The 18,820-nt window shown below is 74.3% G+C and carries 18 protein-coding genes and 1 pseudogene; 7 read left to right on the top strand and 12 right to left on the bottom strand.

Annotated elements, in window-relative coordinates; all coding sequences use genetic code 11:
• The first annotated feature begins 191 nt into the window (after positions 1–191).
• Together AC5L3Z_RS26730 and AC5L3Z_RS26735 are read left to right on the top strand one after the other, a co-directional pair.
• Positions 192–1,730: a gluconokinase gene (locus AC5L3Z_RS26730; protein WP_494845894.1), complete on the top strand. Its 1,539-nt coding sequence runs from the start codon at positions 192–194 to the stop codon at positions 1,728–1,730.
• Between the two features lie 45 nt (positions 1,731–1,775).
• The gene (locus AC5L3Z_RS26735) at positions 1,776–3,299 is read left to right on the top strand and encodes a GntP family permease (RefSeq protein ID WP_494845896.1); all 1,524 of its coding nucleotides are present in this window, start codon (positions 1,776–1,778) and stop codon (positions 3,297–3,299) included.
• Positions 3,300–3,321: 22 nt separating this feature from the next.
• On the opposite strand, the gene AC5L3Z_RS26740 is transcribed toward AC5L3Z_RS26735, so the two are convergent.
• The 7 genes from AC5L3Z_RS26740 to AC5L3Z_RS26770 all read right to left on the bottom strand — a co-directional run bounded on the left by AC5L3Z_RS26740 (position 3,322) and on the right by AC5L3Z_RS26770 (position 11,045).
• Complete coding sequence (locus AC5L3Z_RS26740) at positions 3,322–4,083, bottom strand: hypothetical protein (RefSeq protein WP_494845898.1); 762 nt, start codon at positions 4,081–4,083, stop codon at positions 3,322–3,324.
• A 115-nt stretch (positions 4,084–4,198) separates the two neighbouring features.
• The gene (locus tag AC5L3Z_RS26745; RefSeq protein ID WP_494845899.1) at positions 4,199–4,483 is read right to left on the bottom strand and encodes a putative quinol monooxygenase; all 285 of its coding nucleotides are present in this window, start codon (positions 4,481–4,483) and stop codon (positions 4,199–4,201) included.
• A 73-nt stretch (positions 4,484–4,556) separates the two neighbouring features.
• On the bottom strand, positions 4,557–5,315 hold the full coding sequence (locus AC5L3Z_RS26750) for a MerR family transcriptional regulator (RefSeq protein ID WP_494845901.1): 759 nt from the start codon (positions 5,313–5,315) through the stop codon (positions 4,557–4,559).
• A gap of 119 nt (positions 5,316–5,434) precedes the next feature.
• Entirely contained in the window at positions 5,435–7,711 is a 2,277-nt protein-coding gene (locus tag AC5L3Z_RS26755) for a putative bifunctional diguanylate cyclase/phosphodiesterase (protein WP_494845902.1), read from the bottom strand.
• Positions 7,712–7,830: 119 nt separating this feature from the next.
• Positions 7,831–9,348: a hypothetical protein gene (locus AC5L3Z_RS26760; RefSeq protein ID WP_494845904.1), complete on the bottom strand. Its 1,518-nt coding sequence runs from the start codon at positions 9,346–9,348 to the stop codon at positions 7,831–7,833.
• A 52-nt stretch (positions 9,349–9,400) separates the two neighbouring features.
• Positions 9,401–10,489 (bottom strand): hypothetical protein, encoded by a 1,089-nt coding sequence (locus AC5L3Z_RS26765; RefSeq protein ID WP_494845905.1) that lies wholly within the window; start codon positions 10,487–10,489, stop codon positions 9,401–9,403.
• Between the two features lie 322 nt (positions 10,490–10,811).
• Entirely contained in the window at positions 10,812–11,045 is a 234-nt protein-coding gene (locus AC5L3Z_RS26770; protein WP_494845906.1) for a zinc-ribbon domain-containing protein, read from the bottom strand.
• 158 nt (positions 11,046–11,203) lie between these two features.
• Between AC5L3Z_RS26770 and AC5L3Z_RS26775 the strand changes: the two genes are divergently transcribed.
• Complete coding sequence (locus AC5L3Z_RS26775; RefSeq protein WP_494846082.1) at positions 11,204–11,536, top strand: YciI family protein; 333 nt, start codon at positions 11,204–11,206, stop codon at positions 11,534–11,536.
• Positions 11,537–11,541: 5 nt separating this feature from the next.
• Positions 11,542–12,117, top strand: a pseudogene (locus AC5L3Z_RS26780) (RNA polymerase sigma factor); the annotation flags it as partial.
• Between the two features lie 795 nt (positions 12,118–12,912).
• Here AC5L3Z_RS26780 and AC5L3Z_RS26785 read toward each other — a convergent pair.
• The 5 genes from AC5L3Z_RS26785 to AC5L3Z_RS26805 form a co-directional block, all read right to left on the bottom strand.
• Positions 12,913–13,767 carry an SRPBCC family protein gene (locus tag AC5L3Z_RS26785; protein ID WP_494845907.1) on the bottom strand — a complete coding sequence of 285 codons (855 nt, stop codon included), beginning with the start codon at positions 13,765–13,767 and terminating at the stop codon, positions 12,913–12,915.
• Complete coding sequence (locus tag AC5L3Z_RS26790) at positions 13,760–14,131, bottom strand: hypothetical protein (RefSeq protein WP_494845908.1); 372 nt, start codon at positions 14,129–14,131, stop codon at positions 13,760–13,762. The genes AC5L3Z_RS26785 and AC5L3Z_RS26790 overlap by 8 nt, the downstream gene beginning before the upstream one ends.
• A gap of 27 nt (positions 14,132–14,158) precedes the next feature.
• Entirely contained in the window at positions 14,159–14,320 is a 162-nt protein-coding gene (locus AC5L3Z_RS26795) for a winged helix-turn-helix domain-containing protein (RefSeq protein WP_494845910.1), read from the bottom strand.
• Positions 14,321–14,415: 95 nt separating this feature from the next.
• Positions 14,416–15,759 carry a class I SAM-dependent methyltransferase gene (locus AC5L3Z_RS26800; RefSeq protein ID WP_494845911.1) on the bottom strand — a complete coding sequence of 448 codons (1,344 nt, stop codon included), beginning with the start codon at positions 15,757–15,759 and terminating at the stop codon, positions 14,416–14,418.
• Positions 15,756–17,138, bottom strand: coding sequence for an FAD-binding oxidoreductase (locus AC5L3Z_RS26805; RefSeq protein ID WP_494845913.1), 1,383 nt, complete (start codon positions 17,136–17,138; stop codon positions 15,756–15,758). The genes AC5L3Z_RS26800 and AC5L3Z_RS26805 overlap by 4 nt, the downstream gene beginning before the upstream one ends.
• A gap of 94 nt (positions 17,139–17,232) precedes the next feature.
• On the opposite strand from AC5L3Z_RS26805, the gene AC5L3Z_RS26810 reads away from it, so the two are divergent.
• Genes AC5L3Z_RS26810 through AC5L3Z_RS26820 form a run of 3 tightly spaced genes read left to right on the top strand, consistent with a single transcriptional unit; the run spans position 17,233 to position 18,818 of the window.
• The gene (locus tag AC5L3Z_RS26810) at positions 17,233–17,703 is read left to right on the top strand and encodes an aminoacyl-tRNA deacylase (protein ID WP_494845914.1); all 471 of its coding nucleotides are present in this window, start codon (positions 17,233–17,235) and stop codon (positions 17,701–17,703) included.
• A 52-nt stretch (positions 17,704–17,755) separates the two neighbouring features.
• Entirely contained in the window at positions 17,756–18,040 is a 285-nt protein-coding gene (locus tag AC5L3Z_RS26815) for a DUF427 domain-containing protein (RefSeq protein ID WP_334613081.1), read from the top strand.
• Between the two features lie 58 nt (positions 18,041–18,098).
• Positions 18,099–18,818 carry an RICIN domain-containing protein gene (locus tag AC5L3Z_RS26820; protein WP_494845916.1) on the top strand — a complete coding sequence of 240 codons (720 nt, stop codon included), beginning with the start codon at positions 18,099–18,101 and terminating at the stop codon, positions 18,816–18,818.
• Positions 18,819–18,820 lie beyond the last annotated feature (2 nt).

Here is an 18,820-nt window from a genome sequence, read left to right on the forward strand (position 1 = left end):
CGAACCGGGCGAACCACCCGATCGGCGGACTGATTCGGACGATAGTCCTATATCGCTGCGTCGATTCACCTTCGGCGCCGGTGGCGGCGAGGGATCGCCCCGTGCGCCGTGCGGGGTACGGGAACCCTGGGTAACGTCAGCCGCAGCCGAGAGCGACGAGGCGGCTCGGCGCGGACCGAGGAGGTGCACCGGTGGACGAGCCCGTCGTGCTCGGCGTCGACATCGGCACCACCAGCACCAAGGTCGTCGCGTACGACACCGGAGGTGACCGGCTCGCCCACCACTCGGTCGGCTATCCGCTGGAGGATCCGCACCCGGGCTGGGCCGAGCAGGACCCGCAGCTGATCTTCGACGCGGTCGTCGAGTGCCTGCGTACCGTGGCCGGCGAGCTGCCCGGCCCGGTGGCCGGGCTGTCGTTCAGCACCGCGATGCACAGCCTGATCGGCCTGGACCCCGACGGCGTGCCGCTGACCCCGTCGTTGACCTGGGCCGACTCCCGGTCCAGCGCGCAGGCGGAGCGGCTGCGCGCCATGCCGTCGGGGCTGGCCCTGCACCGGCGCACCGGCACCCCGGTGCATCCGATGGCGCCGCTGCCGAAGCTGGTCTGGTACGCCGAGCAGGAGCCGATGCTCTTCGCGCGGGTCGCGCAATGGGTCGGCATCAAGGACTGGGTGCTGCTGCGGCTGACCGGCGCGCTGGTCACCGACCACTCGGTGGCCTCCGCCACCGGGCTGATGGACATCCAGCGGCTGGCCTGGGACGCCGAGGCGCTGGGCATCGCCGGGATCACCGCGGAGCAGCTGCCCCGACTGGTCACCACCACCACCGTGCTGCCCGGCCTGACTCCGGCGGCCGCCGCGGCGACCGGGCTGCCCGCCGACATCCCGGTGGTGGTCGGCGCGGGCGACGGGCCGCTGGCCAACCTGGGTCTCGGCGCGGTGAAGCCCGGCGTGGTGGCCTGCTCGATCGGCACCTCCGGCGCGATGCGGGTGGCCGTGGAACGCCCCGCCGTCGACCCGCTCGGCGGGGTGTTCTGCTACGCCCTGACCGAGGACCGTTGGGTGGTCGGCGGGGCGATCAACAACGGCGGCATCGTGCTCCAGTGGGCGGGCGACGCGCTCGCCCCGGAGCTGGGTGAGCACCCCGAGGAGGAGCTGCTCGCCCTGGCCGAACGCGCCCCGGTCGGCTCCGGCGGGCTGATCATGCTGCCGTACCTGCTCAGCGAGCGGGCGCCGCACTGGAGCGCGCTGCCCCGCGGGGCGTACGTCGGGTTGACCCACGGCCACCGGCGTGAGCACCTGGTCCGGGCGGCGCTGGAGGGGGTGTGCCAGCAGCTCGCCCTGGTGCTGGCGTCGGTCCGGGCGGCCGGCAACGAGGTGCGCGAGATCCGGGCCAGCGGCGGCTTCGCCCGCAGTCGGCTGTGGCGGCAGATGCTCGCCGACGCGCTCGGCATGCCGGTGCGCTTCCCCGCCGGGCACGAGGGTTCCAGCTTCGGGGCGGCGCTGCTCGGCATGCAGGCGCTCGGCCTGATCTCCTCCATCGAGGTCGCCGCCGACCTGGTGGAGATCGACGAGACGATCCACCCCGACCCGGCCGCCGCCGCCACCTACGCCGCCCTGCTCCCGCTCTTCTCCGAGCTGTACGACGCCCTGGTCCCCACGTTCATCTCGCTGCGGCGGCTGGCCCCCGGCCTGCCGCCGGAGCCGACCCCCCGCGCCTCCCCCATGTGATCGCCCGCCCCCCGTCACGTACGCCTACCGAAGGTCGTGATAGCCGTGGTCACTCTGCTCGCCGCACCGGCCGAACCGCTCACCGACGCCGGTGACGCCCAACTGATCGTCGCGGCGCTGCTGGGCATCGCCGCGGTGGTGCTCCTCATCGCCTGGGGAAAGGTCCACCCGTTCCTGTCGCTGATCCTCGGCGCGGCCGTGCTCGGCGTGGTCGCCGGCGTGGCCCCCGAAAAGATCGTCACGTCGTTCAGCGGCGGGGTGGGCTCCACCGTGGGCGGGGTCGGCCTGCTGATCGCGCTCGGCGCCATGATCGGCGGCCTGCTCGCCGAGAGCGGGGGCGCGGACAGCATCGTCGAACGGGTGGTCGGCCGGGTCTCCGGCCGGGCCCTGCCCTGGGCGATGGCGGGAGTGGCCTCGCTGATCGGCCTGCCGCTCTTCTTCGAGGTCGGCGTGGTGCTGCTGGTGCCGATCGTGCTGCTGGTCTCGCTGCGGGTGGACGTACCGCTGATGAAGATCGGCATCCCGGCGCTGGCCGGCCTGTCGGTGCTGCACGGTCTCGTGCCGCCGCACCCCGGCCCGCTGGTCGCGATCGACGCCCTCGGCGCCGACCTCGGCCAGACCCTCGCGCTGGGCCTGCTGGTCGCCATCCCGACGGTGATCGTCGCCGGTCCGGTCTTCGGCAACCTCATCGCCCGCTACGTGCCCGCCACCGTGCCGGAGGCGCTGCTGCCGACCCGCCGGCCGATCTCGGTCGCCGGCGGGCGGGGGCCGGCGGGCACCGGACGCGGCCCGGCCGACGCCGACGGCGACCTGGTCAACGCCGACGACCTGGCCAACCCGGGCACCGGCCGCCCCGGCGCGCCGATCGACGAGGCCGCCACCGAGGCGGTGCGGGCGCGCCGCGCCCCCGCCCTGTGGGCCGCGGTCGTCACCGTCCTGCTGCCGGTGGTGCTGATGCTGCTGCGGGCGATCGGCGAGCTGTTCCTGGCCGAGGGCACCGGGGGACGCAAGGCCCTGGACATCGTCGGCACCCCGATCGTCGCCCTGCTGGCCGGGGTCATCTTCGCGATGATCTTCCTCGGCTACCGGACCGGGTTCGGTCGTACCCAGGTCTCCGGTTTCCTCGGCGGGTCGCTGCCGCCCATCGCCGGCATCCTGCTGATCGTCGCGGCCGGTGGCGGCTTCAAGCAGGTGCTGGTCGACGCCGGCGTGGGGAACCTGGTGGCGGACGCCGCCGAGGGCGCGAACCTCTCGCCGCTGCTGCTGGGCTGGTTGGTGGCCGTCGGCATCCGGGTGGCGACCGGCTCGGCGACCGTCGCCACCATCACCGCGGCGGGCATCGTCGCGCCGCTCGCGGCGACCCTCCAGGGGCCGGAGGTGGCGCTGCTGGCGCTGGCCATCGGCTGCGGGTCGCTCTTCTTCTCGCACGTCAACGACGCCGGCTTCTGGCTGGTCAAGGAGTACTTCGGGCTGACCGTCGGGCAGACCATCAAGAGCTGGTCGGTGATGGAAACGATCATCTCGGTGGTCGGCTTCCTCGGCGTGCTGGCGCTGGACCTGATCCTGTAGCCCGCACGCCGGGCCCGACGGGTCAGGCGCCGGGGATGTTGGCCGGCGGGTCCTCGCCAATCAGCTCCGCCGGCGGCTGCTCCGCCGGCACCGGCAGGCCGAAGTCGGCGTACGCCAGGTCGAGCGCCGAGGCCCGACCCTGCTCGTCGGGCAGCTCGATCCGGTAGTGCACCAGCCGACCCTGCTCGTCCACGCGGGCGGTGAACGGCACGGCGCCCGCGCCGGCGCCGAGCACCCCACCGACGCCCGCACCCAGGACGGCGGCGCTGTCACGCAGGTCGAGGGTGCCGGCGTACGCGCGCTCGCCGGAGCGTCGGACGTCGGCCGACGCGCGCAGCGTGCTCGCCACCCGGGTGGTGTCCAGGCCGTTGCGCCCGGCCGTCGCCGCCGCGCCGACGTGCCACCAGGTGCGCCCGTCCCAGGCCGGCACCCGACGGTCCGGGGCGGTGACCTTCACGTAGACCTCCGGGCCGGTGGTCAGCCGTTCGATGGTCACCGTGCCGTTCGGCACCGCCAGCACGGTGGTTTCCAGGCCCTTGCGGCCCTTCGGGTCCCAGACCAGGGTGGTGCCGTCCCCGGCGCTGCCGGAGCCGAGTTTCAGCCGGTAGCTCTGCTGGTCGAGCTTCGCCGCCGCGTCGGCCAGGACGGTGGCCGGGTCGGCGTCGGCGGCCGGACCGGTCGGGCTCGGCGTGGGCTCGGCGCCGCCCTTCGCCGTGCAGCCGCCGGTGGCGGCGAGGACGGCGGCGAGGAACACGCCGGTCACGGTCAGCTTCGGATGCTTCACGGACTTCTCCCGGCGTGGGGTGCGCCCGCCGGCCGAGCCGATCGACGCTGATGACAGTACGGTCCGGCCAGCCTAGTCGGACCACCCGCGGGTGTCCCGGCGCGGCGGGCACCGGTCAGGGCGCCTGCACGTCGGAGATCAGGTACCGGTGCACCTCGGCGCCGCGGATGGCCGCAGCCTGCTCGTCGGCCGGGCCGGCGCCACGGAAGTCGAGCAGCTGGGGTTCGGACTCCCAGCGCTCGTAGACGTTGATCCGGCCCGGCTCGACCAGGTCCGGGCCGATCGCGAAGTCGACGCAGCCCGGCGCGGACCGGGCCTGCCGGATGACCTCCACACAGGAGGCCAGGTAGGCGTCCCGCCCGGCCGGGTCGACGTAGAGACTGCCGGCGACGATGAGCACTGGTGACCTCCCGGGGGATGCCTGACAGGACGGACGCGCCTGTCAGGCATACCACCCGATGCCGACAACCGGGTCAGGCGCGGCTGATCGCGTTGGCGTGGATCGCCTCGCTCAGGTACGCCGCCAGCCCCGGCGCCATCTGCTCGTAGTGCTCGGTGAACCGCGGGTCGGCCAGGTACATGTCGGCCAGCCCGGTGTGCATCTCGTACGAGCAGTCGTAGAACCAGCGGACGATGATCTGCCGGTGCTCCTCGGCCAGCGCCATCGCCTCCGGCGAGTCGGCCGGCGCACCGGAGGCCAGCACCGCGGTGAGACGGCGCCCCCAGTCCTCGTTCTCCGCCTTCATCCGCAGCCAGTCCTCCTTCGAGTAGCTGGCCGCCCGCCGGTTCGACTCCCGGTACGCGTCGGTGTCACCCCAACGCTGCTCGGCCTCCTCGGCGTGCGCGTCCGGGTCGAAGTCGCCGAAGACCTCGAACCGCTCCTCCGGGGTCAGTTGAACACCCATCCTTCTCGCCTCCATCGCGAGCTCGATCGCCGCGACCATCTCCTGCAACTTCCCGATCCGCCCGGTCAGCAGCTCGCGCTGCCGGCGCAGGTGCGCCGCCGGGTCGGCGGCCGGGTCGTCGAGGATCGCCGCGATCTCATCCAGCGGGAACCCCAGCTCCCGGTAGTAGCGGATCAACTGCAACCGCTCCAGGTCCGCGTCGTCGTAGCGGCGGTAGCCCGCCGCGGTGCGGCCACTCGGCGAGAGCAACCCGATCTCGTCGTAGTGGTGCAGCGTCCGGACCGTCACCCGGCCCGCCTTCGCCACCTGTCCCACCGTGTACGCCATGGTTCCCTCCCTTCCGCGACCAAGGCTCCCGCCTGCCGTTGCGTGAGGGTCAAGCCCGATTCTGCGACCCCGGCCACCCCGCCCGCAGCGATCCCGCACGCCCCGACCGGGGTGGGGGGTCAGACCGGGGCGGAGGCCGGGCGCAGCGCGGCCAGGTCGCCGGGGCGGCCGTACCGGTAGCCCTGGCCGTGCCGGCAGCCGATCGCGGTGACCGCCGCGTGCTGCCCCTCGGTCTCCACCCCCTCGGCCACCACCAGCAGGTCGAACGCGGCGGCCAGCCGGGTCACCATCTCCACCGTCGCGTACGCCCGCGGATCGGCCTCGATCCGGGACACGAACGAGCGGTCGACCTTCAGCTCGGTGGCCGGGATGCGGTGCAGGTAGCTCAACGACGAGTAGCCGGTGCCGAAGTCGTCGATGGCGATCCGGATGCCCAGCTCGCGCAGCTGGCGCAGCCGCTCCAGCACCGCCTCGGTGCCGTCGATCAGGGCCGACTCGGTCAGCTCCAGGGTCAGCGCCCGGGGCGCCAGGCCGGCGCCGGCGACGGCCTCGGAGACCGTGGCGATCAGGTCGGGACGGCGCAGGTGCGCGGCGGCGATGTTCACCGCCACGGTCGCATCCGGCGCCCACTGCCGCCACGTCGCGGCGGCCCGGCACGCCTCGTGGATCACCCAGCGGTCGATCGGGACGATCAGCCCGGTCTCCTCGGCCAGCGGCAGGAACGCCGCCGGTCGCAGGGTGCCCAGCCGGGGATGCCGCCAGCGCACCAGGGCCTCGGCGCTGCGCACCGCCCCGGTGGCCAGGTCGACGATGGGTTGGTACTCCAGGAGCAGCTGGCCCTCGTCGACCGCCCGGCGCAGCTCGGCGATCAGCTCGGCCCGGCTCACCGCCGACTCGCGCAGCGCCGGCGTGCAGGTCCGGTACGCGGACTTGCCGGCGGCCTTGGCCGCGTACATGGCGATGTCGGCGTCGCGGAGCAGGTCGGTGTGGGAGCTGTGCTGCGGGCCGTACTCGGCGATGCCGATGCTGGCCGACGGGCGCACCCCCAGGTCGTCCTCGCCGGGCAGCGGTTGCAGGGCGGCCAGCAGTCGCTGGGCCAGCCGTTCCGGCGGAACCGGCCGGTTGTCGACCAGCACGGCGAACTCGTCGCCGCCGAGCCGGGCGATCGTCCCGTCGCGGCCGACGGCCCGGCGCATCCGCTCGGCGATGCTGGTCAGCAGGCTGTCCCCGGTGGCGTGCCCGAACCGGTCGTTGACCTGCTTGAAGCCGTCCAGGTCGAGCAGCAGCACGGCGACCGGCGGGCCGTCGCGCAGCGCCCGGCGCAGCTGCCGGTTGAACATCAGCCGGTTCGGCAGCCCGGTGAGCTGGTCGGCGTACGCCAGCCGGCGCAGTCGGGCGACCAGCCGCAGGTTCTCGTTCGCGGCGAGCCCCTGGCGCAGCGCGAGCACGCCCAGCAGCGTCATCATGCCGACGAAGACCAGGTGCGGGGTCTGCCCGGTGGGCCGGCGGGCCAGCACCACCGCGACGATCGCGCCACCGACCGGCAGGTACGGCAGCGCCCCCCGCCACCAGGGCAGCGGCGGCGGGTCGGCGGGCTCGTCGGCCTCGTCGTGGCCGGGCGGGGGCGGTCGGGTGGCGGCGACGCCGATCAGCAGGTAGCTCAGCGGCCAGCAGACGTCGATCGGGTGGCCCGGGGCGTAGCCGCCGTGCGCGACGAGCGAGACGTAGACCGTGTCGGCCCCGGCGCGGATCGCCAGGCTCGCCCCGATCAGGGTCAGCGGCCGCCACACCGGGCGCGCCGGTCCGGCTACCGCCACCAGGATGGTCAGCTGCATCAGGTCGAGCATCGGGTAGAGCAGGCCGTAGGTGCGCAGCGGGTCGGCGAGGTCGGCGGCGGCGACGTCCCGGAACACCACCACCCAGCCGATCGGGATGAGGGCCAGGGCGACGATCACCCCGTCGAGGAGCGTCCGGGCCCGGCCGACCGCGCTGCGCGGCGCGGAGAGCGAGCAGAGCAGCGCGGCGGTGCCGGTGACGATGCCGGCGGTGAAGACGACCACGACCAGCGGGGTGTGCGGCAACTCGTGCCCGTCGAGCCGGTCGACCGTCCAGAGGGTGCGGCCCACGGCGGCGAGGCCCATGGTCAGCGCGAGCAGCGTCCAGAACCGGCGCACCGCCACGGGCTGCCGCCGGGCCGCGTCGGCGCAGGTGACCGTCGCCCAGGCCGCCACCGCGACCGCGCCGAGATCGCTGGCCAGGGCCGCGTCGGGCAGCTCCGCGACCAGCCAGACCGCCTCGGCGAGGACCACCAGCGCCGCGGCGACCGCGGCCACCCGACGGGTACGCGACGGCCGGGGCGGCACGACGACCTCACGGCGGACGGCCTGGGGCAGCACGGTGATCGCTCCGGCTTCTCTGCTGGGCGCACCTCGACGGGTGTGGACCGGTCACGGACGACAACCATCAGAGCCTAGTCAGCGCTCCCGCACCCCGCCAGGGCCGATCGCCCCTGGCGTCAGGCCCACTCCTCGACCGGGTCGCCGTCGACCGCGGCCGGCGCGTCGTCGGCTCGCGCCGGCGGCGGGCCCCCGTGCGTCCACGGGGTCTCCTCCGGCGCGGGAAACGCCCCCGCCGGCATGAACGCGTCCGACAGGGTGGTCCAGCAGAGCCGCTCCCCCACCTCGGGGACGCTGCCCGGCGGCGCGGTCAGCCCCCGGCCCATCCCGCCGGAGAGCTCCAGCACCACCTCGGTCTTCCCGTCGGCGGCCGGGGTCAGGAAGACCACCTTCGCCTTCTGCGCCGGCCGGGTCGGCGACCACAGCGTCGCACCGACCGGCACCAGCACCGGCTCGGTGGTGACCACCTGGATCCGGGGCCGCAGCACCGGCCGCCGGCCGCTGTCGTCGACCCGCTTCGGGTCGGCCAGGGTCACCTCACCGACGAACGCCTCCCCGGTCAGCCGGTGCTCCGCCATGACCAGGGGATCGTCGTAGGCGCGCTGCACCGCGTACGAGGTCAGGGCGCGTTCCAGCCGGTGCAGCCGCTGGGCGGCGGCCACCGCCCCGTCCCGTCGCGGCTGCGGCCCGCCGCCGGAGTCCACGTGCTCGGCGTGACCGGTGAACGCGTCCTTGTCGCCGTCCCACCGGCCGGCCACCCGGGCACCGGGCCGCAGGGCCCGCAGCAGCCCGACGCCGCGCCACATCAGCTCCCAGGTGGGCGCGAGCTGGTCGCGCAGCACCCTCTCCAGCTCCGCGTACGCCCCGGCGCGCGCCTCCGGGTCGTCGGCGCTGTCGGCGTACGCGGCGATGGCCGGGGCGAGCACCCGGTTGTCGAAGTCCGGGTCGGTGGCCGGTCCGGCCGGCGGGCAGCGCGTCGGGTCCTCGGCCCGGGCCGCCGCCTCGATACCGGTCAGCCCGGGCGGCGGGTCGATCCAGCCGAGCAGGGCGGGCAGGTGCAGGTCCTCCACCGCGCTCTGCCCGGTGGCCCAGTGCAGGGTCAGCGCGTCGGTCATCGCCACCAGCGCCGCCGAGCCGGGGTGTTCGGCCCGCTCGGCGAAGAACGTCAGCCACCGCCCGAGCAGCGGCACCGACGGGTGCACCGGATGGTCGCCGTCCGGCCGGCGGAACCGGGTGGAGCGCCCGAGCAGCCGCAGGAAGCCGACCCCGGCCGGGTTCGGCACCAGCAGCTGCGGCGCGTCGACGTACCGGTGGCGGACGTCCCTGCCCCGGTCCACCGGCACCGCCTCGGCGACGCCCCGGAACCCCTCCAGGTACGGCAGCACGATCGCGGCCAGCTCGGCGGCGAAGCGGTAGCGCTGGTCCCGGTTGCGGGGCTGCGGCACGATCAGCAGCCGCGCCTCGTCGGGCGCGGCGCCCACCAGCGCGGCGAGCGGGGCGTTGGCCTCGCCGGCCATGGCCAGCGGCACCAGCACCAGCGGCCGCTCCGACAGGTGCAGGTGACGAACGGTCGCCACCGGCTGGGCCACCCCGACGGCGAGCGCCTGCGCCTTCGCCAGCGCGCGGAGGGTGGTCATGCGGGCCTCCGGATCGGTGCGGCCGGCGCGCGGCGGGGCGCGCGGAGCGTACTCATTCGGGGTCGCCGGTGAGGGCGTCGGCGCGCAGGCGGGCCGCGGCCCGCAACAGCGCGGCGGCCTCCGCCTGCTCCGGCGCGGGCGCGCGCTCGCCGGCGGCCAGCGCCAGCACCTCGTCCACGGCGTCGATGCCGCCGAGCGCCTCCCGGACCGGCCGGCCCAGCGCCCCGGTCCGGTCCCGCGCCTCGTCCCGGCAGAAGTACGCCAGCTCGCAGCTGGCCAGGCACTCCGGGGCGTAGCGGGCCTCGACCCGGCGCAGCGCGGCGACCAGCGTCGCCGGGTCGGCCGTCGGGTCGGCGGTGAAGTCCGCTGCGACGGCGTCGAGCAGGCCGTCCAGCCGGGCCATCCGGTCCAGCTGGCGGCGCAGCGCCAGCAGTTGCTTGCGCACGTCGATCAGGCTGGCCACCGGCTGGTTGGCGAAGTCGCGCGGGCAGACCAGCACCACGTCGTGCGAGACCAGTTCCTCCGGGTGGCCCTCGGCTGCCAGCAGCTCGCGCAGCGCCAGCACGTAGACGGCGGACTGGATGGCGGCGGCGGCGACCTTCGCCGGGTCGGCCTGGCCGTCGATCACCGGGAACGACTTGATCTCCACGACGTGGAAGCGGCCGGCGAGCCGGGCGGCGACCAGGTCCGGTTCCAGGTGCACCCGCTGCCCGGCGACGTCCAACCCGAGCAGTGGATGGTCGAAGAGCGCCGCCTCCGGCCCGCCGGCGGTCAGCGCGGCCCGGGACCGCTCGTGCCGGTCCGGCAGGTCGTCCGCGCCCCCCAGGTCGGTCCAGCTCGCCCGCTCCGGCACCGGTACGCCCAACCGCTCGGCGACCAGCCGCAGCAGCTCCACCCCGCCGTCGGCCTTCACCCGCGCCTCGAACGCGTTGCCCCGGCCGATGGCGAACCGGGACTGCCCGAAGCGGGCCGGGAAGCCGATCCGCTCGGCCAGCCTCGGCTTGTCCACGCCCGCGCCGTCCAGCACGGCCCGCCGGGTGCAGCCGGGGTTACCGGTCAGCGCGGCGATGGTCCGGGCGTTGTGCCGCTTCGGCGGGACGTCGCCGCGGATCTGGGCCAGGCGCTGCGCGGTGCTCGTCACGACAGGCCACGATAGTCGGCCGCCCGACAACGGCGCGGCCGGCGGCGCCGCGTCGGCCGGTGCGGCTGCCCCGTGCGGACGGCGGCCCCAGCCGGGAGCGCGCCGGTGGGGACGGGTCGGATCCGGGGTGGAAGCTCAGCGGTCCGCGGACCGGTTCCAGGGGGAGCGGGGCGACTGTGCCCCGGCGAGCGGCCGCCGGCGACGGCGGTGCCGGCGCCGACCCGGGGCGCACGGCGGGCGGGGCACGGTGTGCACGGGGGCCGGGGCCGGGGCGACCGGTTGCCGGCCGATCAGCCAGCAGAGGAAACGGGCCACCGGCGGATCAGCCGATCGGGAGGCGACGGGCCTCGTCGGAGGAGATCCCGTACTCCGCGCCGCAGAACGAGCACTGCTGCACGTAGCGGGTTCGCACCGGGATGAGGGGGATGAAGAAGAGGGTGAACTTCGTCGACCGGCGGGTGATCACCTGCGCGGCCTGGTTGCGACAGTTGCGGCAGACCGCGGTGACCACGCCCGACCGGTCGACCTTGGTGCGGAGGCCAAAGATGAAGAACATCGACCGGCAGTACCCAACCGGACGCGGTTAATCACCTTCGAACGCCTTTTCCACCCGCACGGGCCGCGATCGGAAAGATTTTCGGCCCGCGAATGTCCGGAACCCGGCCGTCCGTTCGTCATGCTGCTGAAGACCACGAGATGGAGAGGCACCCACCGATGAAGTACCTGATGTTCGTCTGCACCGACACCGAGCCGGACACCGACCCGACCGCCGCCCCCGACGTCGAGCAGTGGGTGGCCGAGCGGGACGCCAGTGGCCAGCGGGTGCAGGGCAGCGCGCTGGCCCCGCCGTCGGCGGCCACCACCGTCCGGGTGCGTGGCGGCGAGCTGCTGCTGACCGACGGCCCGTTCGCCGAGACCAAGGAGGTCATCGCCGGCTTCGACATCCTCGAGTGCGCCGACCTGGACGAGGCGGTCGAGGTGGCGCGGGCCCACCCGATGGCGTACCACGGGCGGATCGAGCTGCGCCCCTTCGTCGACCTGCACTGACGCCGGTGACGGACACGGCCGGGGCGGTCGCCGTCGCGGGTGCGGAGGCGTACCCGCGGATCGTGGCCGCCCTGATCCGGGTCACCGGCGACTGGACGCTCGCCGAGGACTGCGCCCAGGAGGCCCTGGCGTCGGCGCTGGAGCGCTGGCCGCGCGACGGCGTACCGGGCAATCCGGGCGGCTGGCTGATGACGGCCGCTCGGAACCGGGCCGTGGACGTGCTGCGCCGGGCCTCCGTGGAACGCCGGAAGCTAGGCGAGCTGGCGCTGCTCACCGACCCGGAGCCGGGGGCGCCCGAGACCGAGGGGGACGTGGTGGACGATCGGCTGCGGCTCATCTTCACCTGCTGCCATCCGGCGCTGGCCCCGGAGGCACGGGTGGCGTTGACCCTGCGCACCGTAGCGGGCGTGCCGACGGCCGACATCGCCCGCGCCTTCCTGGTCACCGAGTCCACCATGACCCGCCGGCTCACCCGCGCCAAGGCGCGGATCGCCGCCGCCGGCATCCCGTACCGGGTGCCGACCGGGTCCGCGCTGGTCGAGCGGCTGCCGGGCGTCCTGGCCGTGCTCTACCTGCTCTTCACCCGCCCGCCGGCCTGGCCCTGATCGCCGAGGCCCGCTCCGGCGGCGCGCTCGACGGCTACCCGCCGGCGCTGGCCGCCGAGGCCGAGCTGACCGCCCGCCACGGTGATCCGGTCCGCGCCGCAGTGCTCTTCCGGGCCGCCGCGTCGGCCGTGACCTCCGAGCCGGAACGGCGGGCGCTGCTCCGACGCGCCGACGAGCTGAACCGCTGACGCGTCCGTGCCCCTTGCCGGCTCGGGCGCCGGCGGGTGCCGGGCCGACCGGCCCCGCGGCCGGGCCGGCGGCCGGGCCGGCGAACCGGGACCGGGCTGCCCCGGCCCGGCGAACCGGTCGGCGGCCCGGGGCGGCGGGCCGGTCGGCGGACCGGGTCGGCGGGCCGGTCGGCGGCCCGGGTCGGCAGCCAGGTCGGCGGCCCGGGGCGGTGGCTCGGGCCGGTGGGTGCCTCGCATCAGAGCAGCGCTGGGGCGAGAAATCGCCACACCGTTTGAACCCCGGCTCCCTGGTCCGGGTTGCCGTGGACTTCCGGGGCCAAGGGCCGGTGTCGGCCCTTTAGAGCTGATGGCGAAAACGAATCAGACCGACCGCGCCGAGCCGGACCGCTGGTGGCTGAATCGTTTGCGTCATCAGCTCTAAAGGGTGCTCAACAACAGTCAGCCCGAACCAGCCGGACGGAACCGGGCCGAGCCCAACCAGGCCGGGCCGAGCCGGGCCGAGCCGGGCCGAGCCAGCAGCCAGGCCCAGTCAGGCCGGGCCGCCGGCACCGGCGAGGACCGGTGCCGGCGAGGACCGGTGCGGTCAGGCTCCGGACGGAATCTCGACCGGCAGCCAGATCGGCTGCCAGTCGGCCTCCTCGTTGAAGCGACGCAGCTCGTAGAGGCCCGACACCACGCCGCTCCACGCGCCGTACGGCGGGTTGCCCTCGTCGAAGCCGCTCTGCACGAAGGTCAGCTTCGTCTTCCCGTCCGACTCGGCCAGCTCCCAGGTGCTGACGCCGATGGGTCCCCAGTCGACGGCGAGCTTGCGGCCAGGCTCCAGGTCGACGACCTTGGCCGCGTTGCCGGCCTCGAATCCGCCCATGGCGTAGCGGCCGCCGACCCAGGGCTCGATCCCGATCGGGTAGCCGAACCAGGCGCTGGCCTGCTCGGAGTCGGTCAGCGACTGCCAGACCTTGTTCGCCGGGGCGCCGATCAGCAGCTCACCACGCAGTTCGGTGGCGGTGAAGTCGGTCTTCGGCAGCAGCGGGCGACCGTCCAGGTGGGAGGCGAGGTTGGCGAGGGAGAGGCTCCACCAGGTCTGGAGCACGCCGCGGATGCTGCTGCCGCTCATCGCCTCGGCAAAGTCGAAGTGGCTCTGGGTGAGGGTCAGCACGGTCGACTCCGGTCCGTCGGGCGTCAGCCGTATCTCGTTGGTGGTCTCCACGCCGTCGAGCAGCCAGGCGAAGCGCAGCGTCTCGTCGTCGACGTGCAGCAGGCGCTGGTGCGGCGCGTCGCCTTCCGGGGTGAAGCGCCCCCAGAACTCGTACCGGTTCGGCAGCTCGACCTCGGCGTGCTCGGCGAACCACGCGCGCAGTTCGACCGGGTCGGTCAGCGCCCGGCGGACGGCGTCGATCGGCGCGGCGAGCCGGACAGCCAGCTTCATCGGTTCAGTCACGGTCATTCCCCTTGGGATAACAGGCCACGGCGAGCTTGAAGGCGTCTCCCTCGGCACCCCCGTAGCGGGTGAACAGGTCCTGCAGCGTCGACTGCAGGTCGTGCAGGAACTCCTGCCGGCGCTCGGCCGGCACGCGGATCTCACCGGAGACCCCGATCGAGGGCAGCTCCGGCGCGCTCCGGTCGAGCGCCGCGACGTCCGCCTGGACCTCCTCCATCAGGTCGAGCAGGTAGCCCAGGCTCAGCTCGTCGCGGGCCCGGCGCAGCCCGCCGATCCGCCCGACCAGCCGCGGCGAGAGCCAGTACGACCGGGCGGCGGCCTGGTAGATGCCCTCGCTGATGCCGCGCACCCGGCGCTCGGACACCCGCTCGACCAGGCCGGCCGCGACCAGCTACTTGACGTGGTAGTAGACCCGTTGCGGGGTCTGCTCCAGCCGGGCGGCGACCTCGGTGCAGGTGCGGGGGTCGGCCAGTTGCCGCAGCACCTCGACACGCTGCGGCTTGAGCAGGGCTTCGGCCTGCTCGATCTGCTCCAGGTACAGGACGTCTCTCATGGCAAAAACAAGTTTTGTACGTACAAAACTTCTTTGTCAATGGGTTCGACGAAGGCCGCGCCGGTGCGGCGCGGCCTTCGTCGGAAGATCGCGGGTCAGGGCGTCCAGTCCGGCCGCAGCGGGTACGACGCCGCCCCGTCCGGTCCGTTGTGGGTCGCCAGCACCTGGTGCAACTGGATGCCGTTGCGCTCGAACGCCATCCGCGACCCGGCCATGTAGAGGCCCCAGACGCGCGCCGTCCCCTGCCCCACCTCACGGACGCAGAAGTCCCAGTGCTCCACCAGGTTGCGGCACCAGGCGGCCAGGGTCAGCGCGTAGTGCTGGCGCAGGTTCTCCTCGTGGTGCACCTCCAGCCCGGCGTCGTGCACCTCGCCGATCAGCCGCCCCGGCCCGGCCAGCTCGCCGTCGGGGAAGACGTACCGGTCGATGAACGCGCCGGAGCGGTGCGGCGCCCGGTTGTCGGCCCGGGTGATGCAGTGGTTGAGCAGCCGACCGCCCGGGCGCAGCCGGTCGCGCAGCGCCCGGAAGTAGGCCGGGTAGTTGCGCACCCCGATGTGCTCGGTCAACCCGATCGAGGAGATCGCGTCGAAGTGCTGCCGCGGGGCGTCCCGGTAGTCCAGGTGGCGCACCTCGGCCAGCCCGGTCAACCCCTCCCGCTCGATCGCCGCCTGCGCCCACTGCGCCTGCGCCCTCGACAGGGTCACCCCGAGCGCCCGCACGCCGTACTCCCGGGCCGCGTGCCGGACCATGCCGCCCCAGCCGCAGCCGACGTCGAGCAGCCGCATCCCCGGCCGGAGCGCGAGCTTGCCGGCGACCAGGTCGTACTTGGCGGCCTGGGCCTGCTCCAGGGTGTCGTCCGGGGTGCGGTAGACCGCGCAGGTGTACGTCATCGACGGGCCGAGCACCTTCTCGTAGAAGGCGTTCGAGACGTCGTAGTGGTGCGAGATGGCGGTGCTGTCCCGCGACCGGGAGTGCCGCAGCCCGTTCATCACCCGCCGCCAGCGCGGCTGCGCCTCCTGCGGCGGGGGCGGCGGCGGCAGCAACCGCTCCCAGCCCAGCCCCCGCACCAGGTTGAGCCCCTCGGCCATCGACGGCGTACGCAGTCGCATCTCGTCCTTGAGCACCCGCAACGCCTCGTACGGGTCGCCGGGGGGCACCCCGTCCAGCCGGAGGTCGCCGCTGACGTACGCCCGGGCCATGCCCAGGTCACCCGGGGCGGTGAGCAGGTACGTCAGGCCACGCTCGGAGCAGATGGAGAGCGTGATGCCGCTGTCGGCCGGGCCGAGCACGCTGCCGTCGTACCCGGTGACCCGCACCGGGAGGTCGCCGGTGGTCAGCGCGCGGACGACGTCCGCGACGGTCGGGCCCGTACGCCGGCCCCCCGGCGGTGGTGTGGCGGGGGAACTGCTCGCCCCCTGTTCTCGGTCGGTCAGGCTCATTTCCGTGCAACCGCCTTCTCGTAGAGTCCGGTGAGCCGGTGATCCGGGTCGTAGCGGTCCTTGACGGCACGCCAGGTCTCCCCGCCGTAGAGCCGGTCGAAGGCCGCCCGGTCGTAGTACGCGTCCGAGTAGAGCGACTTGTGCCCGCCCGCCTCCGACACCGCCCGCTCGATCGAGCGGTTCACGTCGCCGTCCGCCGCGCCCTCGGCGGTCGGCACGCTGCCCCAGAAGCCGATGTTGACGTAGCTCTGCCCCGGCCGGAGCGGATACAGCGGCCAGGTCCGCGCCGAGCCGGGGCCGGACGGCTCACGCAGCCGCAGCGGGCAGAGCCAGACCGGGGTCATCCCGATGTGCTCGGCGAACCAGCGCAGGAAGTCGGCCGTCCCGTCCAGCGGGATCTCCACGTCCTGCACCACCCGCTCCCGGGCCGGTCGGCCCCGCCAGCGGTCCACCCGGGCGGCCACCTGGTGTCGGTGCTCGAACCGGACCAGGCGGTGGTAGACGTCGCTGCGCCGCCAGCGGGCCGGCCAGAGCCGGCGGACCACCGGATGCTGCACGCCGAACGCCGACGAGCACCAGAACCAGTCGGTGTCCCAGCGCCAGAGGTAGTGGTAGGTGCTCAACGCGTCGTGGGTGCGCTCGCGCAGCGAGCGGTAGTAGATCGCCTGGCCGGTGTAGTCGCTCAGCGGCGGCGCGTCGTCGGTGAAGGTGCCGAGCACCAGGTACGCCTCGCCGGGGCTGAACATCACCCCGTCCATGGCGTCGACGGGCTGCCCGTCCCACCGGCCCTTGGCGATCACCTCGCCGATCGCGTCGGTGAGCTCCTCCAGCCGGGTGAAGCGGACGTTGCGCAGGGCCACCGCGTGGCACACCGGTTGGAGCTCGATGCGCAGCCGGGTGGCGTAGCCGAGGCTGCCCAGCGAGTTGGGGAAGGTGACGAAGAGGTCGGCGTGCGGGCCGTCGGGCCGGGCGGTGACGATCTCGTTGGCGCCGGTGAGCACGTCGAGTTCGCGCACCGACTCGTGCGGCAGGCCGCTGTGGAACGAGGTGGACTCGATGCCGAGCCCGGTGACCGCACCGCCCAGGGTGATCGTCCGCAGCTGCGGCACCACCAGCGGCATCAGTCCGTGCCGGAGGGTGGCGTCGACGAGGTCCTCGTAGGTGCACATGCCCTGCACGTCGGCGGTGCGGGCGTGCGGGTCGACGGCCAGCACGCCGTCGAGGCCGGAGACGTCCAGCCCCGGCGAGCCGGTGGCTGTCCGGGGACGGAACAGATTGGAGGTGCGCTTGGCGAGGCGGACGGGTTGGCCCGGGGGCACGGCGGAGTACGACCGCCGTAGCGTGTCCACCGCCTGTTCATGATCACGCAGCGCGCGCATGCGATCACTTTACGCGCCGGAGCCGCTTCTCGTGGGATGTCCACGGTGGCCTTTTCGCATCCAGGATCCGACACTCCGCGTTACCGTGGCGGGCATGTCGTCGCCCGCTCTCGCCGCCCTGGACGCCGCCGGCCTGCCGTACCGGGTGATCCGGCACGGGCCGGTGCGCAGCCTCGCCGAGGCGGCCGCCGCTCGCGGCGTGGCGGTCCCCGACGTGGTCAAGACGATCGTGGTCCGCCGCGCCCCGGACGACCACGTCTTCGTCCTCACCCCCGGCGACCGGGTGATCTCGTGGCCCCGGCTGCGGGCGCTGCTCGGCGTCAACCGGCTCTCCATGCCCGACGCCGAGGCGGCCCGCGCGGCCACGGGCTACGAGCGGGGCACCATCACCCCGTTCGGCGCCAGCACCGCCTGGCCGGTCGTCGCCGACGAGCGGCTGCGCGGCCGGGAGATCACCCTCGGCGCGGGCGAACCCGGCACCGCCGTCGCGCTGGCCGCCGACGCGGCGATCACGACGCTCGGGGCGACCGTCGCCGACGTGACCGACCCGGAGCCGTCCCGCTGAGCCGCCGGCCGTTCGGTGGTCGCGGCGGCGCGCGCGGCATAGCGTGGGACCCATGCCGAAAGCCGTCTGGAACGACCTGATCATCGCCGAGAGCGACGACACCATCGTGGTGGAGGGCAACCACTACTTCCCCCGGTCCGCCCTGCGCAACGACCTGATCACCGAGTCCGGCACCCACACGTTCTGCCCGTGGAAGGGCACCGCCTCCTACTACACCCTGGAGCACGACGGCCGGACCAGCCCGGACGCCGTCTGGTACTACCCGGAGCCGAAGCCCGAGGCGGAGATGGTCCGCGACCGGGTGGCGTTCTGGAAGGACGTCACGGTCGTCGACTGAGTCACCTCGGGCCCGGGGCGGCTGGCCGTCCGCCCGGTTCGTGGGTCAGGATGCCCACATGTCCGTCCCCGACGCACGCCACGATCCAGCCGGCACCGTCTACGGCTCCGGCCGCACCCCCCGCTCCCGGCTGCCCCGCGACCCGCTGATGCGCGTCGCGCTCGCCACCGGCCTGGTCGGCGTACTCCTGGGGGTCTTCTTCGCGACCGGGGTGCTCGGTGGCGGCGAGGACCAGCCGGTGGTGCCGGCGGCGGCCGGGGCCGCGCCGCCCACCGAGGAGCCGGTGCCCGAGGTGCCCGAGGTGGTCCCGACCGTCCCGGCGACTCCCTCGCCGACCGCGGCGCCCACCACGCCGCCCGCGCCGGCGGCGGGGCCGAAGGTGTTCCGCGCGGTCGTCTCCGGCCTCTGCCTGGGCACCGACGACGAGGACGAGAAGGCCAAGGCGGAGCTGGCCGCCTGCACCGGCGGCCCGGAGCAGCAGTGGGTGGCCAACCCGGTCGCCCCGGACCTGTTCACCCTCACCAACACCGCGTACCGGCAGTGCCTGGACGTCGAGGGCGGCGGCACCGACGACGGGGCGAAGCTCCAGCAGTTCGGCTGCCACGGGCAGGCCAACCAGCAGTGGCGGCTGACCCCGGTCGGCACCGGCCCGGTGCTGCTCGTCGCGGTGCACTCCGGCAAGTGCGCCGAGGTCAAGGACGGCGGCACCGAGGCGGGCGACGAGTTGTGGCAGGTCCCCTGCACCGGCGCGGCCCAGCAGCAGTGGACCGTCGGCTGACC

Source organism: Micromonospora sp. LZ37 (assembly GCF_059359015.1).

Bases quoted from the DNA above. Each gene is read 5' to 3' on its own strand.
- AC5L3Z_RS26760 (WP_494845904.1), bottom strand. From the start codon at position 9,348: ATGACCACCCTCCGCGCGCTGGCGAAGGCGCAGGCGCTCGCCGTCGGG.
- AC5L3Z_RS26805 (WP_494845913.1), bottom strand. From the start codon at position 17,138: ATGCGCGCGCTGCGTGATCATGAACAGGCGGTGGACACGCTACGGCGG.
- AC5L3Z_RS26795 (WP_494845910.1), bottom strand. From the start codon at position 14,320: ATGAGAGACGTCCTGTACCTGGAGCAGATCGAGCAGGCCGAAGCCCTG.
- AC5L3Z_RS26800 (WP_494845911.1), bottom strand. From the start codon at position 15,759: ATGAGCCTGACCGACCGAGAACAGGGGGCGAGCAGTTCCCCCGCCACA.
- AC5L3Z_RS26810 (WP_494845914.1), top strand. From the start codon at position 17,233: ATGTCGTCGCCCGCTCTCGCCGCCCTGGACGCCGCCGGCCTGCCGTAC.
- AC5L3Z_RS26815 (WP_334613081.1), top strand. From the start codon at position 17,756: ATGCCGAAAGCCGTCTGGAACGACCTGATCATCGCCGAGAGCGACGAC.
- AC5L3Z_RS26770 (WP_494845906.1), bottom strand. From the start codon at position 11,045: ATGTTCTTCATCTTTGGCCTCCGCACCAAGGTCGACCGGTCGGGCGTG.
- AC5L3Z_RS26820 (WP_494845916.1), top strand. From the start codon at position 18,099: ATGTCCGTCCCCGACGCACGCCACGATCCAGCCGGCACCGTCTACGGC.
- AC5L3Z_RS26775 (WP_494846082.1), top strand. From the start codon at position 11,204: ATGAAGTACCTGATGTTCGTCTGCACCGACACCGAGCCGGACACCGAC.
- AC5L3Z_RS26750 (WP_494845901.1), bottom strand. From the start codon at position 5,315: ATGGCGTACACGGTGGGACAGGTGGCGAAGGCGGGCCGGGTGACGGTC.